This window comes from Klebsiella sp. 141153, from assembly GCF_032601995.1.
GTDB classification, from domain to species: Bacteria; Pseudomonadota; Gammaproteobacteria; order Enterobacterales; family Enterobacteriaceae; genus Klebsiella; species Klebsiella aerogenes.
Map to the genome: position 1 here is coordinate 223129 of NZ_JAQIRJ010000008.1, position 20395 is coordinate 243523.

The following is a 20395-nucleotide window of genomic DNA, read 5'->3' on the forward strand; positions in this document are numbered from 1 at the left end:
GAAGCGTATAAAAATGAGGGAAGCGGGATGATGATGGCAATGAAATGGTCAGGTGTAATGGCGCTTGCAGCCCTGCTTAGCCTGCCGCTGCAGGCGGCGGAACCGGTGAAGGTGGGCTCGAAAATCGATACGGAAGGGGCGCTGCTCGGCAACATCATTTTGCAGGTGCTGGAAAGCCATGGGGTGAAAACGGTCAATAAAGTCCAGCTCGGCACCACGCCGGTGGTTCGCGGCGCGATTACCGCCGGCGAGCTGGATATCTATCCGGAATATACCGGCAACGGCGCTTTCTTCTTTAAAGATGAAAATGACCCGGCGTGGAAAAACGCCAAACAGGGCTATGAAAAAGTTAAGAAGCTGGACGCGGAAAAAAACAAGCTGATCTGGCTGACCCCGGCCCCCGCAAATAATACCTGGACTATCGCAGTGCGACAGGAAGTGGCAGAGCAAAATCATCTTACTTCATTGGCCGATCTTAGCGCCTATCTACAGAAGGGCGGCGACTTTAAACTGGCGGCTTCCGCGGAGTTTATCGAGCGCGCCGATGCCCTGCCGGCATTTGAAAAAGCTTACGGATTTAAGCTTAATCAGAATCAGCTGTTGTCGCTGGCGGGCGGCGATACCGCAGTGACCATTAAGGCGGCGGCACAGCAAACCTCCGGTGTTAACGCGGCGATGGCCTATGGTACCGATGGGCCGGTGGCGGCGCTGGGGTTACAAACCCTGAGCGATCCAAAAGGCGTACAGCCCATTTACGCGCCGGCGCCGGTGGTGCGCGACGCGGTGCTGAAGGCGTATCCGCAGATGGCGCAGTGGCTGGAGCCGGTGTTCGCTAGCCTCGATGAAAAAACATTGCAGAAACTAAACGCCAGTATTGCCGTTGAAGGGCGTGACGCGAAGAGCGTTGCCGCCGATTACCTGCAACAAAAAGGGCTGCTGAAGTAAGGACTGGTGACTATTCGTTGTTATAACCGTGTGGCGCTGCTGCTCACGCTACTGCTGTTGGCCGTGGCGGCGCTGCCGTTTGTTACTTATGCCCCTAATCGTCTGCTCTCCGGTGAAGCGCGCTGGCTCTGGACGCAAATGCCGTGGCTGGCGGCGGCGCAGCTGGCGGGCGGGCTGCTGCTGTTGTTATTGTGCTGGATCCCTGGCCGTCTGGCGCTGTTAGGAAGCCTGCTGATTGCCGATTTGCTCCTGCCACTACTAATGTGGGGCGCCGGAGACATCGCGCGACATCTGGTGCAACAGGGCTCCCCGCTGGCGCGTACCTCTCCCGGCAGCGGATTATGGCTTGCTCTCGCGCTATGCCTGCTGCTTGCCAGCGATACTATCCGCCGACTGACTCCGCACGCTTTATGGCGTTGGCTTCTGAATGCGCAGCTTTGGTTGCTACCGTGCCTGCTGCTGTGGCATGGGGCCCTCGATCAACTCTCTTTGCTGAAAGAATATGCTAACCGCGAGGATGTCTTTAATGACGCGCTGCGTCAGCATCTATGGTTGTTGTTCGGGACGTTGCTACCCGGATTATTATTGGGTTTATCGATAGGCTTCGCCCTCTGGCGGCGACCGCACTGGCAGGCGCCAGTATTTACCTTCCTTAATGTGATTCAAACTATTCCCTCGGTGGCGCTATTCGGTTTGTTGATCGCGCCGCTCGCCGGTTTGACCCGCCATTTTCCGTGGTTGGGGAATATAGGTATTTCTGGAACCGGGATGGCGCCGGCGCTGATCGCGCTGGTGCTGTACGCGTTATTGCCGCTGGTGCGCGGGGTGGTGACCGGACTACAGCAGGTGCCGCGGGAGGCGCTGGAAAGCGCGATGGCGATGGGAATGAGCGGCGGACAGCGTTTTCGCCAGGTCCAAATGCCGTTGGCGCTACCGATTCTGCTGCGTAGCCTGCGGGTCGTCAGCGTGCAGACCGTCGGTATGGCGGTGGTGGCGGCGCTGATAGGCGCGGGCGGCTTCGGCGCTTTGGTGTTTCAGGGGCTCCTCAGCAGCGCGCTGGATTTGGTGCTGCTGGGGGTCATCCCGACGATTGCGTTGGCGGTGGTTGTGGATGCTCTGTTTTCGCTGTGGGGCGCGTTATTAAAAGGAGAGGCGCATGATTGAATTCGCCGGGGTGAACAAGGCCTTCGCCGGACAGCCGGCGGTGAAGGATCTTAATCTGCATCTGCGCGAAGGCGCGTTTTCCGTGCTGATTGGTACTTCCGGCTCCGGAAAATCGACCACTCTGAAGATGATTAATCAACTCGTGGAACAGGATAGTGGAGTGATACGCTTCGCCGGCGAGGATATCCGTCGACAGCCGCTGCTGGCGCTGCGCCGCCGTATGGGGTACGCCATTCAGTCTATCGGCCTGTTTCCACACTGGACGGTGGCGCAGAATATCGCCACCGTGCCGCAGCTGCAAAAGTGGCCGCGCGGAAAAATTACCGAGCGGGTTGATGAACTCATGACGTTACTTGGCCTGGAACCTCTGCTACGCGATCGCTACCCGCATCAGCTTTCCGGCGGCCAGCAGCAGCGCGTTGGCGTGGCGCGGGCGCTGGCGGCCAATCCGGAGGTGCTGTTAATGGATGAGCCATTTGGCGCGCTGGATCCGGTCACCCGCCAAGCGCTGCAGCAGGAGATGCTGCGCATTCATCGTCTGTTTGGGCGCACGATCGTGCTCGTCACCCATGATATCGACGAAGCGCTACGCCTGGCGGATCACCTGGTGCTGATGGACAGTGGCGAAGTGGTGCAGCAGGGGGAACCTATGCAGATGCTACTGCAGCCGAAAAACGCCTTTGTTGAAACCTTCTTTGGCCGTAGCGAACTGGGCGTTCGGCTGCTCTCACTACGCGGCGTTGGGGATTACCTGCGCCGGGATGAACGGCTGGCAGGCGATGCGCTGAAGGTCTCGATGACGTTGCGCGAGGCGCTGTCGCAGTTTGTCGCTCACCGCCGCGACGTTTTGCCGGTGGTCGATGAACAGGGCGAAGCGTGCGGTACGTTGCACTTTGCAGACCTGCTACACGATAGGGGCACGAAGTGAAGGCGCTTCGCGATCCGCTACTGTGGCTGGTAGCGCTGTTTATCACGCTGCTGCTGGTATTGCCCCACAGCGCGCCGCTGTTTAGCTGGCTGTTTCCGGAGCTGCCGCGCCCGGTTTATCAGCAGGAGAGTTTTCTGGCGCTGACGCTGGTCCACTTTTGGCTGGTGGCGCTCTCAAGCATTGCCGCGACGGTTATCGGCGTGGGGGCAGGGATTATCGTCACCCGACCCGCCGGGCGAGAGTTTCGTCCACTGGTGGAAACCATTGCCGCTATGGGACAGACATTTCCGCCGGTAGCGGTACTGGCGATCGCGGTACCGGTGATGGGCTTCGGCTGGCAGCCGGCGCTTATCGCATTGGCGCTTTACGGAATATTGCCCGTGCTGCAGGGGACGCTGGCTGGATTAAGTTCGATATCGCCTGGGGTATTGAATATTGCCGAGGGGATGGGGATGAGCGGCTGGCAGCGGTTGTGCAAGGTGGAGCTGCCGCTGGCGGCGCCGGTGATGCTGGCCGGGATCCGCACCTCGACCATCGTCAATATCGGTACGGCAACCATTGCCTCAACGGTGGGCGCCAACACCCTCGGCACGCCGATAATAATCGGTCTCAGCGGCTTTAATACCGCTTATGTGCTACAGGGGGCGCTGCTGGTGGCGCTCGCCGCGATCATAATCGACCGCTTTTTTGAACGGCTGAACCAGTGGATCAGCCGACACCGCCGCGAACAATAAACGAGTAACCTGCCAGCATGACGCCGCCGATCCCGCCGATGGCCATGCATAAGAAGAGGGTAATGACCGCGATTTTCGCAGGCTTCATGATAGGCTCCTTTTGTTAACGGAGGGATTATACGGTGAAGCGCAGGTGTTAATGAAACATTAATTGCTATTTAGCCAGATCAGATTTTCCCGCTGTTCCCATTCGCGGAGCTGCGCTGCCTGCGGGCTACCCGGCGGCGCGGGGCACCACACCAGCAGGGTGCTGTCAGGAAATAGCTGCGGGCGGATCTGATTAAGCGAGTGCGCGACGATATCCACCCGCCAGCCCTGCTCGCAGGCGATCCAACCTTCCAGCCATAATTGAGTGGTGTCATCGGTGTTCCAGCCCACCACCACCGCGTGATGGCCGGGGCGCTTCCAGGCATGGGCGAGACATTGGGCGATGTGGTTGATTAAGATACCATCGAGCAGGCTACGCAGCGCCAGTAATGTCGGCTGAGGGCTTAGCAGGCGGTGGCGAAGCGGATTAAGCAGATGATGCACCAGCATCTGTGCGCTATAGCTGTGGCTACGCTCTTTGAGCCATAGCCGCACGCGTTGGTAATGACCTTCCTGCAGAAAACCGAGCAAGATTTCCTGCTGTTCGCGCCAGCCGTCTTCGACATCCGCTTCGCGATCGGGCAGCAGGTTTTTTACTTTGCTGACCTGAACGCCGGCATCAATCCAGCGCTTAATTTCGCGGATGCGATCGATTTCACTGTCATTGAATAAACGATGGCCGCCATCGGTGCGTTGCGGCTTGATGAGTTCATAACGTCGCTGCCAGGCTCGCAGCGTCACGGGATTGATATCACAAAGCTGAGCCACTTCGCCTATCGTATACAGCGCCATTTTCCCCTCCCGCCGTGTGCTCCTCATTTAACTGTAGAAGGGGTTTATCAATTGTTCATTTTTTGCGCTTTACGGCGCCGGCGAGACGGTGGGAAGTGTGATCGTCACCATGATTTATCATTTTCTTGTATCGCTTCAAAGAAAGTTATGGACGGGCAGTGTATGTTACGCGCTTTCAAAGGTTGTGTGGTTGGCGGGTATGTACGAGTTCGATCTGGTCTTGCTGCTGCTCCAGCAGATGTGCGTGTTTCTGGTTATCGCCTGGCTGATGAGTAAAACGCGGCTGTTCATTCCCCTGATGCAGGTCACCGTGCGTTTACCGCATAAGCTGCTGTGCTATGTCACCTTCTCGATTTTTTGCATTATGGGGACCTATTTCGGTCTGCATATCGAAGACTCTATTGCTAATACTCGCGCTATTGGCGCAGTGATGGGTGGCCTGCTCGGCGGCCCGGTGGTCGGCGGTCTGGTGGGGTTGACCGGTGGCTTGCATCGCTATTCGCTGGGCGGCATGACGGCATTAAGCTGTATGGTGTCGACCATTGTCGAAGGGCTGCTCGGCGGCCTGGTGCATAGCATTCTGATCAAACGCGGACGTCCGGATAAAGTGTTCAGCCCGCTTACCGCCGGGGCGATTACCTTTTTCGCTGAACTGGTACAGATGCTGATAATTCTGCTCATTGCGCGGCCATTCCAGGATGCGTTGCACCTGGTGCAGAGTATCGCCGCGCCGATGATGGTCACTAATACCGTCGGCGCCGCGCTGTTTATGCGCATTCTGCTGGATAAGCGGGCGATGTTTGAGAAATACACCTCGGCTTTTTCCGCCACCGCGTTAAAGGTGGCGGCCTCCACCGAGGGGATCCTGCGCCAGGGGTTCAACGAAGAGAACAGTATGAAGGTCGCTCAGGTGCTGATTCAGGAACTCGACATCGGCGCCGTGGCGATTACCGATCGCGAAAGGCTGCTGGCGTTTACCGGTATCGGCGACGATCATCATCTGCCAGGTAAACCTATCTCCTCATCCTATACACAAAAGGCGATTGATACCGGTGAAGTGGTTTATGCCGACGGCAACGAGGTGCCATACCGTTGTTCAATTCATCCTGGCTGTAAACTGGGCTCGACGCTGGTCATTCCGCTGCGCGGTGAGAATCAACGGGTTATTGGCACTATTAAGCTATATGAAGCGAAAAACCGCTTGTTCAGCTCGATTAACCGCACGTTGGGGGAGGGGATAGCGCAACTGCTGTCGGCGCAGATCCTTGCCGGCCAGTATGAACGACAGAAAGCGTTGCTGACCCAGTCGGAAATTAAACTGCTGCACGCGCAGGTTAACCCGCACTTTCTGTTCAACGCCCTGAACACGCTGAAGGCAGTGATCCGCCGTGATAGCGATCAGGCTGGGCAACTGGTGCAGTATTTATCGACCTTCTTTCGCAAAAATCTGAAGCGACCAACGGAGATTGTCACCCTGGCGGACGAAATTGAACATGTGAATGCCTATCTGCAAATTGAGAAGGCGCGATTCCAGGATAATTTGCAGATACGCATGCAGGTGCCAGCGTCGCTTGAGCATCTCCAGCTACCGGCATTTACGTTACAGCCGATAGTCGAAAACGCGATCAAGCACGGCACCTCTCAGCATCTTGGCGTGGGCGAAATTACCATTCGTGCCAGTCAGCATGAGCGTTGGCTACAGCTGGATGTGGAAGACAATGCCGGGCTTTACCGTGATAACCCTAATGCCAGCGGGCTTGGGATGAGTCTGGTGGACAGACGACTGCGCACGCGCTTCGGCGCCGACTGCGGAATTAGCGTCGCTTGCGAAGCGGAACATTTTACCCGCATCACGCTGCGACTGCCTGTGGAGGAAAATGCATGCTAAAAGTTTTAATCGTCGATGATGAGCCGCTGGCGCGGGAAAACCTGCGCATCCTGCTGGAGGAGCAAAGCGATATAGAAATCGTTGGCGAATGCGGCAATGCCGTCGAAGCGATTGGCGCGGTGCATAAGCTGCGTCCCGACGTGCTGTTTCTGGATATTCAAATGCCGCGTATCAGTGGGCTGGAGATGGTTGGCATGCTCGATCCTGAACATCGCCCCTATATCGTCTTTTTAACCGCCTTCGATGAATATGCGGTGAAGGCGTTTGAAGAGCACGCTTTCGATTATCTCCTCAAGCCTATTGAGAACGTCCGGCTGGAGAAAACGCTGGGCCGCCTGCGCCAGGAGCGCAGTCTGCAGGATGTATCACTGTTGGAGGATGCCCAGCAGGCGCTGAAGTACATTCCCTGCACCGGTCACAGCCGCATCTGGCTACTGCAAATGGAGGATGTGGCTTTTGTGAGCAGCCGAATGAGCGGTATTTACGTCACCGATAGCGAAGGCAAAGAAGGTTTTACCGAGCTGACTCTGCGTACTCTGGAAAGCCGAACGCCGCTGCTGCGCTGCCACCGTCAGTATTTGGTTAACATGGCGCATTTGAAAGAGATCCGCCTTGAGGAGAACGGCCAGGCGGAGCTACTGATGCGCGCCGGGCAAACGGTGCCGGTCAGCCGTCGTTATCTGAAAAGCCTGAAAGAGGCGATTGGTCTGTAAAAACGCGGAATCGTGGTAGACTTAGCGCCAGCATTTTTCATCATGAAGGCATTATGATCAGTAACGACATTTTACGTAGCCTGCGCTACACCCTGAAAACGAATAATAACGGTCTGGTACGTATCTTTGCGCTGGCGGATGCGCCGGTGAACGCGGAACAACTGGTACCCTGGCTGAAAAAAGAAGACGAAGAAGGGTTTGCGCGCTGCCCGGATGTCGTACTGTCGAATTTCCTCAACGGTCTGATTTACGACAAGCGCGGCAGAGATGAGTCGGCGCCGCCGCTGGCGGTCGAGCGCCGGGTGAATAACAATATCGTACTGAAAAAATTGCGTATCGCCTTCTCGCTGAAGACCGACGACATTCTGGCGATCCTGACTCAGCAAAAATTCCGCGTGTCGATGCCGGAAATTACCGCCATGATGCGCGCGCCGGACCATAAAAACTACCGTGAATGCGGCGATCAGTTTTTGCGCTATTTCCTGCGCGGTCTTACCGAGCGCGAGCACGCCAAAGGCTAAGCGCCTGACTTGACCCGGGCCTGCGCCCGGGCCCTGTATCTCTTTACTTCTTCACTTCTTTAAAACCCTGCGATTCCAGCAGCTTAGTCGATACTGATAGCGAAACAAACTGCTGTGAGCAGTCGGTGAACATCGAGCCTGGCAGCTTGCACAGCTCGCTGATTTTCGCTTTGCTGAAATCCACGGTCAGATGTTCAAGCGCGTAGGAGTCTTTATAGTCGATGGTCTGCTCAACGCCCTGCAGATTACGATAGACGCTGCTGATCGGCTCGATAATCGCCCGCGCCTGTTCTTTATTTTCCGCGCCGATCGATTTATAGGGAATGGTATTGTCGGCATCCTGACGCAGCACTTTGTCGCCGTCATAGTGGTAGGTAAAGCTAAGTTCGACGCCGTTGGTATTCAGCGCAAAGGTTTTAGTCTCTTCTTTTTTATTATCGCAGCCGGCGAGGGCCGCCAGCAGAACGGATACGGCCAGCACGCCAGCCATCTTGCGGTTAAATTTCATCACGATTCCCTATGTTGAGTGGTATTGCGCGTCCAGAGAGGAGCAGACAGTAATGATTATTATGGCGATTACACGTTGTCGCAACAGAAGGCGTGAAGGGAATAAAAAAAGCGCTGCCGGAGCAGCGCTTTTGCGGAGGGTTATTTAACCTGCTGACCCGGCTGTGCGCCGCTGTCAGGGCTTAACAGGAAAATATCTTTCCCGCCAGGGCCGGCGGCCATCACCATCCCTTCGGAGATACCGAAGCGCATTTTACGCGGCGCCAGGTTGGCGACCATCACCGTCAGACGGCCAATCAGCGCCTGCGGATCCGGGTAGGCGGATCGGATGCCGGAGAAGACGTTGCGCTTCTCGCCGCCGAGATCGAGGGTCAGGCGCAACAGCTTATCGGAACCGTCGACGAACTCGGCGTTTTCAATCAGCGCGATGCGCATATCCACCTTGGCGAAATCGTCAAAGGAGATAGTTTCCTGGATCGGATCATCGGCCAGCGGGCCAGTCACCGGCGCGGCGGCGGCTTTAACTTCTTCTTTAGAGGCTTCCACCAGCGCTTCGACCTGTTTCATCTCAATGCGATTGTACAGCGCTTTGAAGGCGTTAACCTTGTGCGCCAGCAGCGGCTGCTGGATGGCGTCCCAGCTCAGCTCGGTGTTGAGGAACGCTTCAGCGCGCGCGCTCAGCCCCGGCAGAACCGGCTTCAGCCAGGTCATCAGCACGCGGAACATGTTCAGCCCCATGGTGCAGATTGCCTGCAGGTCGGCGTCGCGGCCTTCCTGTTTGGCCACCACCCACGGCGCCTGCTCGTCGACATAGCGGTTAGCGACGTCGGCCAGCGCCATAATTTCGCGGATGGCTTTACCGAACTCGCGGCTTTCCCACGCTTCGCCGATAGCGGAGGCCGCATCGGTGAAGGTTTTATACAGCGCCGGGTCAGCCAGTTCGGCGGAGAGCATGCCGTCGAAGCGCTTATTGATAAAGCCGGCGTTACGCGAAGCCAGGTTCACCACTTTGTTAACGATGTCGGCGTTGACGCGCTGGATAAAGTCTTCCAGGTTCAGGTCGATATCATCGATGCGCGAAGAGAGCTTAGCGGTGTAGTAGTAGCGCAGGCTATCGGCATCAAAATGGTTCAGCCAGGTGCTGGCTTTGATAAAGGTGCCGCGAGATTTGGACATCTTGGCGCCGTTTACCGTGACATAGCCGTGAACGAACAGGTTGGTCGGCTTACGGAAATTGCTGCCTTCCAGCATGGCCGGCCAGAACAGGCTGTGGAAGTAAACGATGTCTTTACCGATGAAGTGATATAGCTCGGCGCTGGAATCTTTCTTCCAGTATTCATCGAAGCTGGTCGTGTCGCCACGTTTATCGCACAGATTCTTAAAGGAACCCATGTAACCGATCGGCGCATCCAGCCAGACGTAGAAGTATTTGCCCGGCGCATTCGGAATTTCAAAGCCAAAGTACGGCGCGTCACGGGAAATATCCCACTGCTGCAGGCCGGATTCGAACCACTCCTGCATTTTGTTCGCCACCTGCTCCTGCAGCGCGCCGCTGCGGGTCCACGCCTGCAGCATTTCGCTAAAGGACGGCAGGTCGAAGAAGAAGTGCTCAGATTCACGCATCACCGGCGTCGCGCCGGACACCACGGATTTCGGATCGATGAGTTCAGTCGGGCTGTAGGTCGCGCCGCAGACTTCGCAGTTATCGCCGTACTGGTCCGGAGATTTACACTTCGGACAGGTACCTTTGACGAAACGGTCCGGCAGGAACATGCCCTTTTCCGGGTCGTAGAGCTGGGAGATAGTGCGGTTTTTAATAAAACCGTTTTCTTTCAGACGGGTATAGATAAGCTCCGACAGCTCGCGGTTCTCGTCGCTGTGCGTCGAGTGGTAGTTGTCGTAACTGATATCGAAACCGGCAAAATCGGTCTGATGCTCCTGACTCATCTCGCCAATCATCTGCTCCGGGGTGATGCCAAGCTGCTGCGCTTTCAGCATAATCGGGGTGCCGTGGGCGTCGTCGGCGCAGATGAAGTTGACTTCGTGGCCGCGCATTCGCTGGTAACGGACCCAGACATCAGCCTGGATGTGCTCCAGCATGTGGCCGAGGTGGATAGAGCCGTTGGCGTACGGCAGCGCGCACGTTACCAGAATTTTTTTCGCGACTTGAGTCATAGTGGGCATTACATCTTCTGTTGTAAAAAGGGCTTTTGATGTTACCTGAAAGGCAATAATTTGGTAAGCCCAAAGCTTATTGTGGGGGAATTATTCCCTTTCAGGTAAACTTAACGGACAAGAATCAACTCACAATAACAAAGGAGTCGGGATGAGTTCGCAATCCCAGGCCAAATCCCCCGAACGTCTACGTGCGATGGTCGCCGGGACTCTGGCTAATTTCCAGCACCCAACCCTGAAGCATAACCTCACCACGCTAAAGGCGCTGCATCATGTTGCCTGGCTTGACGATACCGTGCATATCGAGATCCAAATGCCGTTCGTCTGGACCCGCGCGTTTGAGGCGTTGAAGGAGCAATGCAGCGCCGAGCTGCTGCGCATTACCGGCGCGAAGGCCATCGACTGGAAGCTCTCTCACAGTATCGCCACCCTGAAGCGAGTGAAAAACCAGCCGGGCATTAATGGCGTGAAAAACATCATCGCCGTGAGTTCCGGTAAAGGCGGGGTGGGCAAATCCTCTACCGCCGTGAACCTCGCGCTGGCGCTGGCGGCGGAAGGGGCCAAAGTGGGTATTCTCGATGCCGATATCTATGGTCCGTCGATTCCGACCATGCTCGGCGCCGAAGACAGCCGCCCGACGTCGCCGGACGGCACCCATATGGCGCCGATCATGAAGTATGGCCTGGCGACTAACTCCATCGGATATCTGGTGACCGACGACAACGCCATGGTGTGGCGCGGCCCGATGGCCAGCAAGGCGCTGATGCAGATGCTTCAAGAGACGCTGTGGCCGGATCTGGATTACCTGGTACTGGATATGCCGCCGGGAACGGGCGACATCCAGCTGACCCTGGCGCAAAACATTCCGGTGACCGGCGCGGTAGTGGTGACGACGCCGCAGGACATCGCGCTGATCGACGCCAAAAAAGGCATCGTGATGTTTGAGAAGGTGGAAGTGCCGGTCGTGGGGATCGTGGAAAACATGAGCATGCATATCTGCAGCAACTGTGGCCACCACGAGCCTATCTTCGGCACCGGCGGCGCCGAGAAGCTGGCGGCGAAGTATCACACCCAGTTGCTAGGCCAGTTGCCATTGCATATCACGCTGCGTGAAGACCTGGATAAAGGCACGCCGACGGTCATTGCGCGTCCGGAAAGCGAGTTTACCGATATCTACCGCCAGCTGGCGGGACGCGTGGCGGCGCAGATGTACTGGCAGGGCGAAGTTATCCCGAGCGAGATTGCCTTCCGCGCCGTTTAAGGCTGGGTGTAACGCATCAGCCAATAATCTCCGTCAGGAGACGCGCCCTGCGCTTCGACTTTCCAGCCGTGATGCTGGTAGAAGCGCAGGGCGTTTTCATTTCTCGACAGGCACTTCAGCGTGCCGCTGCGCTTAAATGAGCGCTGAACCTGTTCCAGCAGCAGGCTACCGACGCCTTTTCCCTGCCACTGCGGATCCACGAACAGGTTATGCAGGAAGTTGTCGATAACCCACACCGAGGCGAATCCTGCCAGCACATCGCCGCATTCGGCGACCCATAGCTGTTCGTCTTGCACTACGGCATCAAAATCTTCCAACCGCCATTGATCGCCGTTAAGCCATGTCCACGAGGCAAGACGCGCGTCAAGAAACAGCTGACGCAGGCGAGGGTAGTCGCTGTCGCGGCCAGGACGAATACGCAACTGCGGCGATAGTGAGAGCTTAGCGATGATAGAAGATCTCGCCGTCATACACTTTCAGGATCTTGCCTTCGGTGTCGGTGATCAGAACATAGTTGCCGCCCATGTAGGTCCAGTGGCTGCCGGCATCCGGCGCGGGCAGGTTACGCAATTGCCACTGCTTGATGTTGTACTCAGGAGTGAGGTACATCGCCGGCACGGTATCGCCAATATGAAATTGGGTAAAATCAGCGGTGAATTCTTTCATCGCATACTGTTCAATCCCGGAGGCCGGCGCCGCCCAGCTTGCGCTGGCGCTGGCAAGAAGTACGCCCAGAAGCATCATTTTTGTTTTACGCATATTTTCCTCAATATTACCTGGACTCAAAATAGCAGCCTCGTATCATTCCTGAAGCGCTGCTGAAATGGCAAGCACTGGTTTTTTAAAAAGTGTAAGCAAAACACGGCTGAAGTCTTGTGCCGCTTGCGTTGTTACGCGGTAAATCGCTATTTTGGGAGCATTCTGAAGCTTTGGAGAATTGGCATGTTCAGGCTGGAAGATCTGACCTTATTTGTCCGCGCGGCGGCGTTAGGCAGTTTTAGCGAGGCGGCACGAGAAGCGGGGCAGCAGCCAGCGCAGGTAAGCGCGGCGATCAAACGACTGGAAACGACGCTTAATATTCGCCTCTTTGCTCGTTCGACCCGTAGCCTGCGTCTGACTCCGGAGGGCGAAACCTGGTTGCCCTACGCCACTCAGATGCTCGATACCTTACAGGCCGGGTTACAGAAAATTCAGGCGCCGGGGGATGAAGTGCGCGGCACGCTGCAAATCGCTGTGCCATCCGACCTTGGGCGCAACCTGCTGCTCAAGGTATTTTGCGCTTTTCGCGAACGTCATCCGGCGCTGAGTCTGCGGCTGCACTTTTCCGATCATCTGACCGACGTGTTTAAAGATCCGGTGGATGTCGCTTTTCGCTACGGCTACCACGAAGACGCTTCGTTTATCTCGCTGCCGGTCGCGCCGGAGAATCGCCGGGTGTTAGTCGCTTCACCGCAGTGGATTGCCCGCCACGGTCAAATCAGTAGTCTGGAGGAGTTATCCCGGCACAGTGCGCTACTGTATGTATTACGCGGCCGGCCTTTTGACCGCTGGCCGCTGATTTCAGGTAATGAAGTACATACCGTGGAGATGAACGGCGCGATTATGAGCGATGATGCGGAGGTGATCCGTCGGCTGGCGGTAGCCGGGGAGGGGATCGCATATAAATCGTTTCTCGATGTCAGCGACGATCTGCGGGAAGGAAGACTGGTGCGGCTGCTGCCGGACTATCAGGGCGATTTAACGCCGTTGAATATGATTTGTCCGCACCGCAAACAGCTCTCTGCCGCGGTGCGTTTGTTATATCAAGAGGTGAAATCACATTGTGAAGCGCTTAGTGCTTAACTAAGGTCGCGAAGTAATAGATTAGCGGGATCGCCAGCACCCACAGGCCAATCGGAATTTCACGCCACTTGCCGGCGATCGCTTTAATGACAATGTAAAACAGCAGCCCGCCGGCAATACCGGTGCCGAAGCTGTTGGCGATGAGCGTAATCATCACCATCATTAACACCGGCAGTCCGTCGGTAAAGTTCCCCAGATCGACTTTGCGCAGGCCGCTAAACATGTTCAGGCCTATCAAAATTAACGCCGGCGCGGTGGCCTCTTTAGGGATCATGAGCGCCACCGGCGTAAACAGCAACATCAGCAGGAACATCACCGCCGCCGCCAGCGCGGTGAGGCCGGTCTTGCCGCCGGCTTCCGCTGCCGCGGATGATTCAATCAGCGCCGTGGCCGCCGGAATACCGACCCACGGGCCCAGCGCGGCGGCAATCGAATCGACCATAAACGGGCGATTAATCTGCGGCATGTTGCCTTCTTCATCCAGTAAGCCCGCCTCGCCGCCGACCGCCAGGGTCGTACCCATGGTCGAGAAAAACTCGGACGCAAAAAAGACGAACAGGAACGGCAGGAAGGCGATATTTAATGCCCCCAACAGATCGATTTGCCCGAACACCGGAGCCAGCGAGTGCGGAACATCAATAAAGCTGCCCGGCAGTTTTGTTACCCCGAACGGAATACCCACCAGGGTGGCGAACAGAATGGCCCACAGTATCGCGCCGGGCACTTTACGCGCCTGTAACGCTATCGCCAGAAACAGGCCACACAGCGCCACCAGCGCGCCGGGGGCAAGAAAATCGCCGAGCATCAGGGCGTTGGTTTTGGCATTCGCCAACACCAGCCCGGCATTGCGAAAGCCGAGCACCGCGACGAACAACCCGATCGAGGCCGTCAGCCCCAGCTTAATTGACTGCGGTACCGAGCGGGTGACCACTTCGCGCAGGCCGAATTGGGTCAACAGGAAGAAGAGGATCCCCGACCAGCAGGCAATCCCGAGGCCAATCTGCCAGCCAATACCTTCGCTGCCCGCCAGCGTCACCCCCACCAGTACCGAGCCGCCAATGCCCGGACCGACGATAAACGGCAGGTTGGCATAAAACGCCATTAATAACGAACCGGCGACAAAGACCAGGATGGTGCCGGTGGTGGCGGCGCCTTTATCCATTCCGCCAATCGCCAGCAGCCCTGGAATGACCACCAGTAAATAGGCGGCGGCGAGAAAGCCGGTGATCCCGGCCAGGCATTCGGTGCGTAGCGAACCGCCCCGTGAGTGCAGCGCAAAGCGGCGCTCCAGCCAGTGGCTACGGGCAGAAGTATGAAGTGTGTTATCGGCCATGCTCAGGCTCCCTGAGGATTATTGTTGTGATGAGTTGGCGCCGGTGTCTCCCGGCAGGCTATCAACGGGTCAACTATCTGGCGACTGCCGCCGTCGGTGAGACCCAAATCGGTTAGATGCGGCCCGGCATTACAGGCGAGGCAGGTGCCTTCAATCGCTTTAAATACCCGGTATGGCGGCTCCCAGTCGGCGACTTTACTGCTTAAATCTCGCAGCTCGCGGAACTGCCGCGCCAGCTCGGCGGCGGGAAGATCGGAGAGCATGCCGGCAATCGGCATTGCCACATGGGCCAGGAGCTCGCCCTGTTGCGCTAGCGCCATTCCGCCGCCGGAAGCGATCAACTGATTTGCCGCCAGCGCCATATCATTCGCATCGCGCCCGAGCACCACCAGGTTATGTGAGTCATGCGAGTAGCTGGTGGCAATGGCGCCACGCAGCTCGCCCCAGCCTTCGAGCAGGGCGATTTGCGGCGTTGCCTGATGGCGGCCATGGCGGTGTTTCACCCAAATCAGGCTAAAGCCCGCGGGCAGTTGTACTTCGCCGTCGCGGATCTGTACTTCTACTTCACCCCATTTCGTGAAACGCGCGCCGCTGATGTGGCGCAGGCGGGCGACGCCATGGCGAATGCCCTTAATTCGCAGAACAAAATCTTCTGCATCGAGGGGGGCTAACTGCAAGGTATCACGCGGTGGCGTCACGCCGGGCGCGGCGACAAGGGGGGTTAGCAGGCGGCCGTTACGAGCGATAAGTTTGCCGCCGACATAGACCTCCTGAGCCTCGAGTTTCTCCAGCGAATCAAACACCACCAGATCCGCGCGCCGTCCTGCGGCAATCAGCCCAAGATCGTTACGCTGCAGGCGAATAGCCGCATTGAGGGTGGCGAAACGCAGCACATCGACCGTTGGCAAACCGTGTTCAATCAGCAGGTTGAGCAGGGCGATAATGCCACCTTTCTCCAGCAGCATATCCGGCGGGACGTCATCGGTGCAGACGGTGATTTGCGAAGAGAGATGCGGCAGCGTTTTTAACGCCGTAACGATATCGGGCAGCAGATAGGGGTGTGAGCCGCGAATTTCGATAGTCAGCCCGGCGCGCAGTTTTTCAAGCGCATCGGCCGCTGAAGTCAGCTCATGATCGGAGGTGACGCCGGCGGCGAGGTACGCTTGCAGGTCAGCACCGCTAAGCCCGCGGGCGTGTCCCTCAATCAGTTTGCCGCTGTTAAGCCCGGCCTGAACAATCTCCTGCATCCGTTCGCTACCGTTCAGCACACCGTGCATATCCATCACTTCCGCCACGCCGCGTACTTCCGGCCAACCGAGCATGGTTTCCATTTCAGCGCCGGCGAAATCAGCGCCGGACATTTCGAGACCTGGCGTAGAGGGGACGCTGGACGGCGCGGCCACCATCACCTGTAGCGGCAGGTGGCGACTGGCGTCAACCGCGTAGCGCACGCCATCGACGCCGAGTACGTTGGCCAGCTCATGCGGATCCCAGAATACCGCGGTGGTACCCTGCGTCAGGACGATTTCGGCATAGCGCTCGGGCGGTAGATGCGAACTTTCAAGGTGTACGTGGGTGTCCATCAAGCCGGGCGACAGATAGCCGCCTTGCAGCGAGCGCACTTCATGGGCGTCGGCGCGGCTACCGCGCGGATGCACGCTGGCAATCATTTCACCCACAATGCCGACGTCAGCGTCGCGGACTTCTCCAGTGGCCATATCGACGATCTGCGCATCGATAAGCAACAGATCAAACGGGGACTCGCCGCGCGCGGCCTGTACGGCGCGACGACGGACTTCAGCATTGCTGGACATAACAACTCCGCCACAAGGATAATGCGGATACTCTAGGGGCACAGCAAACGTTTGCCCAGATGAATAAATTTATCGCCCGATAAGCTCGGGTTATTCTGTATGACCATTGGTAGCGAACCTGACAATGAACGAACCCTGGCAACGTCTGCCCGCGCTCTCACTGAAACAACTGCAGTATTTTGTGACCCTGGCTCAGTTGCGCCATTTTACCGATACCGCCAATCGGCTGGCGATTAGCCAACCGGCGCTCAGCAGTGCGCTACGGCAGATTGAAAGTGTGATCGGCGGCAAGCTGGTCAATCGTACCGCCTCGGCGGTGACTCTGACGGAACTGGGGGCGGCGATTTTACCCCATGCCCAGCGGATACTGAGCGTGGCCCAGGCTTCTTTTTTTGATATGCAGCAGATCGTGGAAGCGGGCGGCGATGGTACGGTGCGTATCGGGCTGGTGCCGTCGGTGAGCTCGCTGCTGTTTCCGCTGCTGCCGCAGACTCTGGCGCAGGCCTTTCCGCGTCTGCGCATCGAATTTCATGACCAGACCAACGATGCGTTAATGCGGGCGCTGCAAAGCGGTGAGATTGATTTTGGTATCGGCGCGATCGACAGTTCGCTGCCGGCTGAGCTACTGGTTTATCCGCTACGCGAGGATCCGTTCGTGGCGGTACTGCACCGCGACGATCCGCTCGCTGCGCAGCCAAATTTACCGTGGAAGCAGTTGGTAGGCCGTGATATTGCCGTTTTCTCAAAGGGGAATATTCAGCGGCTGGTGGCGGCGCTGGTGGAAAGCCAACGTTTGACCTTAACGACGCGTTACCAGGTAGACTATATCGAAACCCTTTATGGGCTGGTACGTTCGCGGCTGGCGGTGGCCATTCTCCCGGCGCTGTATACGACCTATTTGCACGATCCGGCGTTAAAGGTGGCGCAACTGCAGCAGCCGGCGCTCACGCGGACTGTGGCTCTGATGCGTGGGCCGCAGGCGCTTGCACCGTTAATCGAAGAGTGTTTTTCTCTGTTACAGTCCGCATTGCGCTAGGGCAGGTGTTTTATCAGTACGTCCACCGTCAAATGGTTGATGTACTCCAGCGAGTGCGAGGACAGCACCCCCAGCAGCCGGTTATGGTGTCCGGCGATAATTAAATCGATATGGCGTTGTTGTACGCACTCTTCGACATCAGCAAAACGGCGGGTCGTCACCAGCGATAGCGTCTGTACCGGCAGGGCGACGGTCGTCGCCAGCTCGTTGAGCAGGGCTTTGGCCTGAATGACCTCTTGCGATACTTCATCATTCTGCAGGCTGTCGGACACGTAATTAAGTGCCCGGTAGTCGGTGCTGATGTGGGCGATGGTAATCCGCATCCCGTTTTCCTGCGCCATCCTGGCGGCGTGTTGTAGCAACGGAACACCATCAAGGCTGCTATTAATCAGTACCAGCGCATGGTGATAAACGGTCATATATACCTCCGCGCAATAAAACAGTCCTGAACTCATTTTGAGCCTGCGGCGAGGGGAACGCAAATCAGAACATGCGAGTCGAATGGATAAAAAAATCCCCCGTGGTCAGAGCGGTGCGGGGGATGTCAGCGATTATCGCTTACGGGGTGACAATGTTGAACCAGAATTCAAATTTGTCCATGTAGCTCAGCATTTCATCGAGCTTAGCGCCATTGCCGCTAATCTTGACGTCGCCCTTATCTTCAGCCTGCTTCAGCGTTTCCTGTTTCAAAATGATCTTGTTCAGGGTATCGCGGTTCAGAGTAATACTGGCGTCAGCGTTGTCTGCTACCGCATTAGCGGTGTGGTTAAGCACGCCATTTTCCAGCTCCAGCTTATACTTCCCGCCATCTGTACCCAGATCGATATTGAAGACCGCTTTCGCCGCGCCGGCTTTCTGGCCGTTGATATGTACGCCCAGATAGTCGAAGAACATCTCCGGGGTCATCGCGCGCACGGTATCCGGGCTGGCGGTATTTGGCGTCGGGAGTTTCTGTACGCCGTTACGCAGTTCCTGCGCGCCGGTCAGGTAGAAGTTGCGCCAGGTACCGGCTTCCGCCTGGTAACCTAACTGCTCCAGGGCATCCGCTTCGAGATTACGCGCATCGGTATTCTGCGGGTCGGCGAAGACGATTTTACTGGTCACCTGCGCCACCCAGCGGTAGTTCCCCTGCTGATAGTCGGCTTTGGCTTTCTGCATGATGGCATCGGCGCCGCCCATGTATTCAACGAACTTCTTCGCAGCCTGTTGCGGCGGCAGCTCGTCGAGGGTCGCCGGGTTGCCATCGAACCAGCCGAGGTAGTAAACGTAAGTTGCTTTTACATCGTGGCTGACGGAGCCGTAATAACCGCGGCTCGACCACTGTTTCTCCAGCGATTCCGGCAGCTTGAAGTTAGCGGCGATTTCATCGCGGGTCAGGCCTTCGTTGGCCATGCGTAGGGTCTGGTCGTTGATGTAGCGATACATGTCGCGCTGACCTTTCATCAGCTTGATAATGTTGTCGTTACCCCAGGTTGGCCAGTGGTGCTGAGCGATAATGACTTCAGCATCGTTGCCCCAGCGGTCGATCGCGGCGTTGATGTATTTTGACCACGCCAGCGGGTCGCGGATCTTCGCGCCGCGCAGCGAGTAGGTATTGTGCAGGGTATGGGTAACATCCTCTGCCGCTTCAATCATTTTCTTCTCTTTGACATACCACAGCATTTCCGACGGCGCTTCGGAACCCGGCGCCATCATGAAGTCGTAGGTCAGACCATCTATCACTTCCTGCTGGCCGGTTTTGGTGATGTAGTTGGTCGGCTGGATAAGCGTCACGGTACCTGCGGAGGTGGTGGTGCCAAGACCGGCGCCGACCTGCCCTTTGGCGTCAGGCTTCAGCAGGTTGCCGTACATGTAGCTGGCGCGGCGGCTCATTGCGGTACCGGCCATGATGTTCTCGGAAACCGCTTCTTCCATAAATCCGGCAGGGGCGTAGATTTTCACCTTACCCGCTTTCACGTCGGCTTCATCAACCACGCCGCGGATACCGCCGTAGTGATCAACGTGGCTGTGGGTGAACAGCACGGCGACAACCGGCTTTTTACCACGGTTGGCGTAATAGAGATCCATCGCTTCTTTCGCCGGCTCGGCGCTCAGCAGCGGGTCGATAACGGTTATCCCTTTCTCACCTTCAATGATAGTCATGTTGGAGAGATCGAGATTACGGATCTGATAAACCCCGTCGGTGACTTTAAACAGGCCGCCGATATTAATCAGCTGCGACTGGCGCCACAGGCTTGGGTTAACGGTATCCGGGGCTTTTTCACCTTCTTTGACGAAGTCATACTTTGCCGGGTTCCAGATAACGTTGCCTTGCTCGCCTTTAATCATGGTTTGCGGCAGCGCGGCGATAAAGCCTTTATGCGCGTTATCGAAATCGGTTTTATCGGCAAACGGCAGTTTGTTGTAGAGCGCGTTATTTGCCTGATGAGTTGCCGGAGTGGCGTACTGTTGCTGGGCGGCAGCGAAGGCGGAAAGCGACAGTGAAGTTAAAACACCGGCCAGAGCCAGATGTTTAGCGATCTGATTTAATTTCATTGCATGGCCTCTTAGATTATTTGTTCCGCTATCAGTGTTTAATATCAGCGGGTAATTTAAATGCAGACTAATTACTGGCCATTTTAAAGCGAATACTTTGCGTTGATAGTCCCATATGGG

General features: G+C 56.9%; 20 protein-coding genes. 10 read left to right on the top strand and 10 right to left on the bottom strand.

All coding sequences use genetic code 11. From position 1 onward, the window contains the following. The first annotated feature begins 27 nt into the window (after positions 1-27). From osmF to PGS10_RS17055, 4 genes are read left to right on the top strand one after another with little or no spacing between them, the layout of a single operon-like run. Positions 28-945 carry a glycine betaine ABC transporter substrate-binding protein OsmF gene (gene osmF, locus PGS10_RS17040; protein ID WP_045391246.1) on the top strand — a complete coding sequence of 306 codons (918 nt, stop codon included), beginning with the start codon at positions 28-30 and terminating at the stop codon, positions 943-945. A gap of 6 nt (positions 946-951) precedes the next feature. Then, positions 952-2109 carry an ABC transporter permease gene (locus PGS10_RS17045; RefSeq protein ID WP_316423288.1) on the top strand — a complete coding sequence of 386 codons (1158 nt, stop codon included), beginning with the start codon at positions 952-954 and terminating at the stop codon, positions 2107-2109. Further along, complete coding sequence (locus PGS10_RS17050; RefSeq protein ID WP_316423289.1) at positions 2102-3037, top strand: ABC transporter ATP-binding protein; 936 nt, start codon at positions 2102-2104, stop codon at positions 3035-3037. Before PGS10_RS17045 ends, PGS10_RS17050 begins: the two co-directional genes overlap by 8 nt. Beyond that, positions 3034-3771, top strand: coding sequence for an ABC transporter permease (locus tag PGS10_RS17055; protein WP_316423290.1), 738 nt, complete (start codon positions 3034-3036; stop codon positions 3769-3771). The genes PGS10_RS17050 and PGS10_RS17055 overlap by 4 nt, the downstream gene beginning before the upstream one ends. Here the strand turns inward: PGS10_RS17055 and PGS10_RS17060 are convergent. Further along, positions 3746-3859: a protein YohO gene (locus PGS10_RS17060; protein WP_015365743.1), complete on the bottom strand. Its 114-nt coding sequence runs from the start codon at positions 3857-3859 to the stop codon at positions 3746-3748. The two genes, PGS10_RS17055 and PGS10_RS17060, sit on opposite strands and share 26 nt — an antisense overlap. 59 nt (positions 3860-3918) lie before the next feature. Then, the gene (locus PGS10_RS17065; RefSeq protein WP_045391234.1) at positions 3919-4650 is read right to left on the bottom strand and encodes a MerR family transcriptional regulator; all 732 of its coding nucleotides are present in this window, start codon (positions 4648-4650) and stop codon (positions 3919-3921) included. A 199-nt stretch (positions 4651-4849) separates the two neighbouring features. On the opposite strand from PGS10_RS17065, the gene PGS10_RS17070 reads away from it, so the two are divergent. From PGS10_RS17070 to PGS10_RS17080, 3 genes are read left to right on the top strand one after another with little or no spacing between them, the layout of a single operon-like run. Further along, a complete protein-coding gene (locus tag PGS10_RS17070) occupies positions 4850-6538 on the top strand; it encodes a sensor histidine kinase (protein WP_047066103.1) in 1689 nt (562 codons plus the stop codon). After that, the gene (gene btsR / locus PGS10_RS17075) at positions 6532-7251 is read left to right on the top strand and encodes a two-component system response regulator BtsR (protein ID WP_045391229.1); all 720 of its coding nucleotides are present in this window, start codon (positions 6532-6534) and stop codon (positions 7249-7251) included. Before PGS10_RS17070 ends, btsR begins: the two co-directional genes overlap by 7 nt. A 53-nt stretch (positions 7252-7304) precedes the next feature. Then, positions 7305-7772, top strand: coding sequence for a DUF1456 family protein (locus PGS10_RS17080; protein ID WP_316423291.1), 468 nt, complete (start codon positions 7305-7307; stop codon positions 7770-7772). Positions 7773-7815: 43 nt separating this feature from the next. Here PGS10_RS17080 and PGS10_RS17085 read toward each other — a convergent pair whose 3' ends face one another. Both PGS10_RS17085 and metG read right to left on the bottom strand, forming a co-directional pair. Then, entirely contained in the window at positions 7816-8280 is a 465-nt protein-coding gene (locus PGS10_RS17085; protein ID WP_047066101.1) for a YehR family lipoprotein, read from the bottom strand. Positions 8281-8420: 140 nt separating this feature from the next. Beyond that, the gene (gene metG, locus PGS10_RS17090; RefSeq protein ID WP_316423296.1) at positions 8421-10454 is read right to left on the bottom strand and encodes a methionine--tRNA ligase; all 2034 of its coding nucleotides are present in this window, start codon (positions 10452-10454) and stop codon (positions 8421-8423) included. Positions 10455-10605: 151 nt separating this feature from the next. Here metG and apbC point away from each other — a divergent pair, with 151 nt between their 5' ends. Then, a complete protein-coding gene (gene apbC / locus PGS10_RS17095) occupies positions 10606-11715 on the top strand; it encodes an iron-sulfur cluster carrier protein ApbC (RefSeq protein ID WP_015365751.1) in 1110 nt (369 codons plus the stop codon). On the opposite strand, the gene PGS10_RS17100 is transcribed toward apbC, so the two are convergent. Further along, positions 11712-12185, bottom strand: a complete 474-nt coding sequence (locus PGS10_RS17100) for a GNAT family N-acetyltransferase (RefSeq protein ID WP_047051024.1) — start codon at positions 12183-12185, stop codon at positions 11712-11714. The two genes, apbC and PGS10_RS17100, sit on opposite strands and share 4 nt — an antisense overlap. Then, the gene (locus PGS10_RS17105; RefSeq protein WP_015365753.1) at positions 12157-12474 is read right to left on the bottom strand and encodes an RcnB family protein; all 318 of its coding nucleotides are present in this window, start codon (positions 12472-12474) and stop codon (positions 12157-12159) included. The genes PGS10_RS17100 and PGS10_RS17105 overlap by 29 nt, the downstream gene beginning before the upstream one ends. Positions 12475-12657: 183 nt before the next feature. On the opposite strand from PGS10_RS17105, the gene PGS10_RS17110 reads away from it, so the two are divergent. After that, positions 12658-13557, top strand: coding sequence for a LysR family transcriptional regulator (locus PGS10_RS17110; RefSeq protein ID WP_047044861.1), 900 nt, complete (start codon positions 12658-12660; stop codon positions 13555-13557). Here the strand turns inward: PGS10_RS17110 and PGS10_RS17115 are convergent. Continuing rightward, complete coding sequence (locus PGS10_RS17115) at positions 13547-14890, bottom strand: NCS2 family permease (protein WP_032708742.1); 1344 nt, start codon at positions 14888-14890, stop codon at positions 13547-13549. The genes PGS10_RS17110 and PGS10_RS17115 overlap by 11 nt on opposite strands. A 2-nt stretch (positions 14891-14892) precedes the next feature. Continuing rightward, positions 14893-16704 (bottom strand): adenine deaminase, encoded by a 1812-nt coding sequence (locus tag PGS10_RS17120; protein WP_063415398.1) that lies wholly within the window; start codon positions 16702-16704, stop codon positions 14893-14895. A gap of 124 nt (positions 16705-16828) precedes the next feature. On the opposite strand from PGS10_RS17120, the gene PGS10_RS17125 reads away from it, so the two are divergent. Then, positions 16829-17740 (top strand): LysR family transcriptional regulator, encoded by a 912-nt coding sequence (locus tag PGS10_RS17125; RefSeq protein ID WP_032714954.1) that lies wholly within the window; start codon positions 16829-16831, stop codon positions 17738-17740. Here PGS10_RS17125 and PGS10_RS17130 read toward each other — a convergent pair. Next, positions 17737-18159 carry a universal stress protein gene (locus tag PGS10_RS17130; protein ID WP_015365758.1) on the bottom strand — a complete coding sequence of 141 codons (423 nt, stop codon included), beginning with the start codon at positions 18157-18159 and terminating at the stop codon, positions 17737-17739. The two genes, PGS10_RS17125 and PGS10_RS17130, sit on opposite strands and share 4 nt — an antisense overlap. Positions 18160-18298: 139 nt before the next feature. Then, the gene (locus tag PGS10_RS17135; RefSeq protein WP_316423292.1) at positions 18299-20275 is read right to left on the bottom strand and encodes an alkyl/aryl-sulfatase; all 1977 of its coding nucleotides are present in this window, start codon (positions 20273-20275) and stop codon (positions 18299-18301) included. Positions 20276-20395 lie beyond the last annotated feature (120 nt).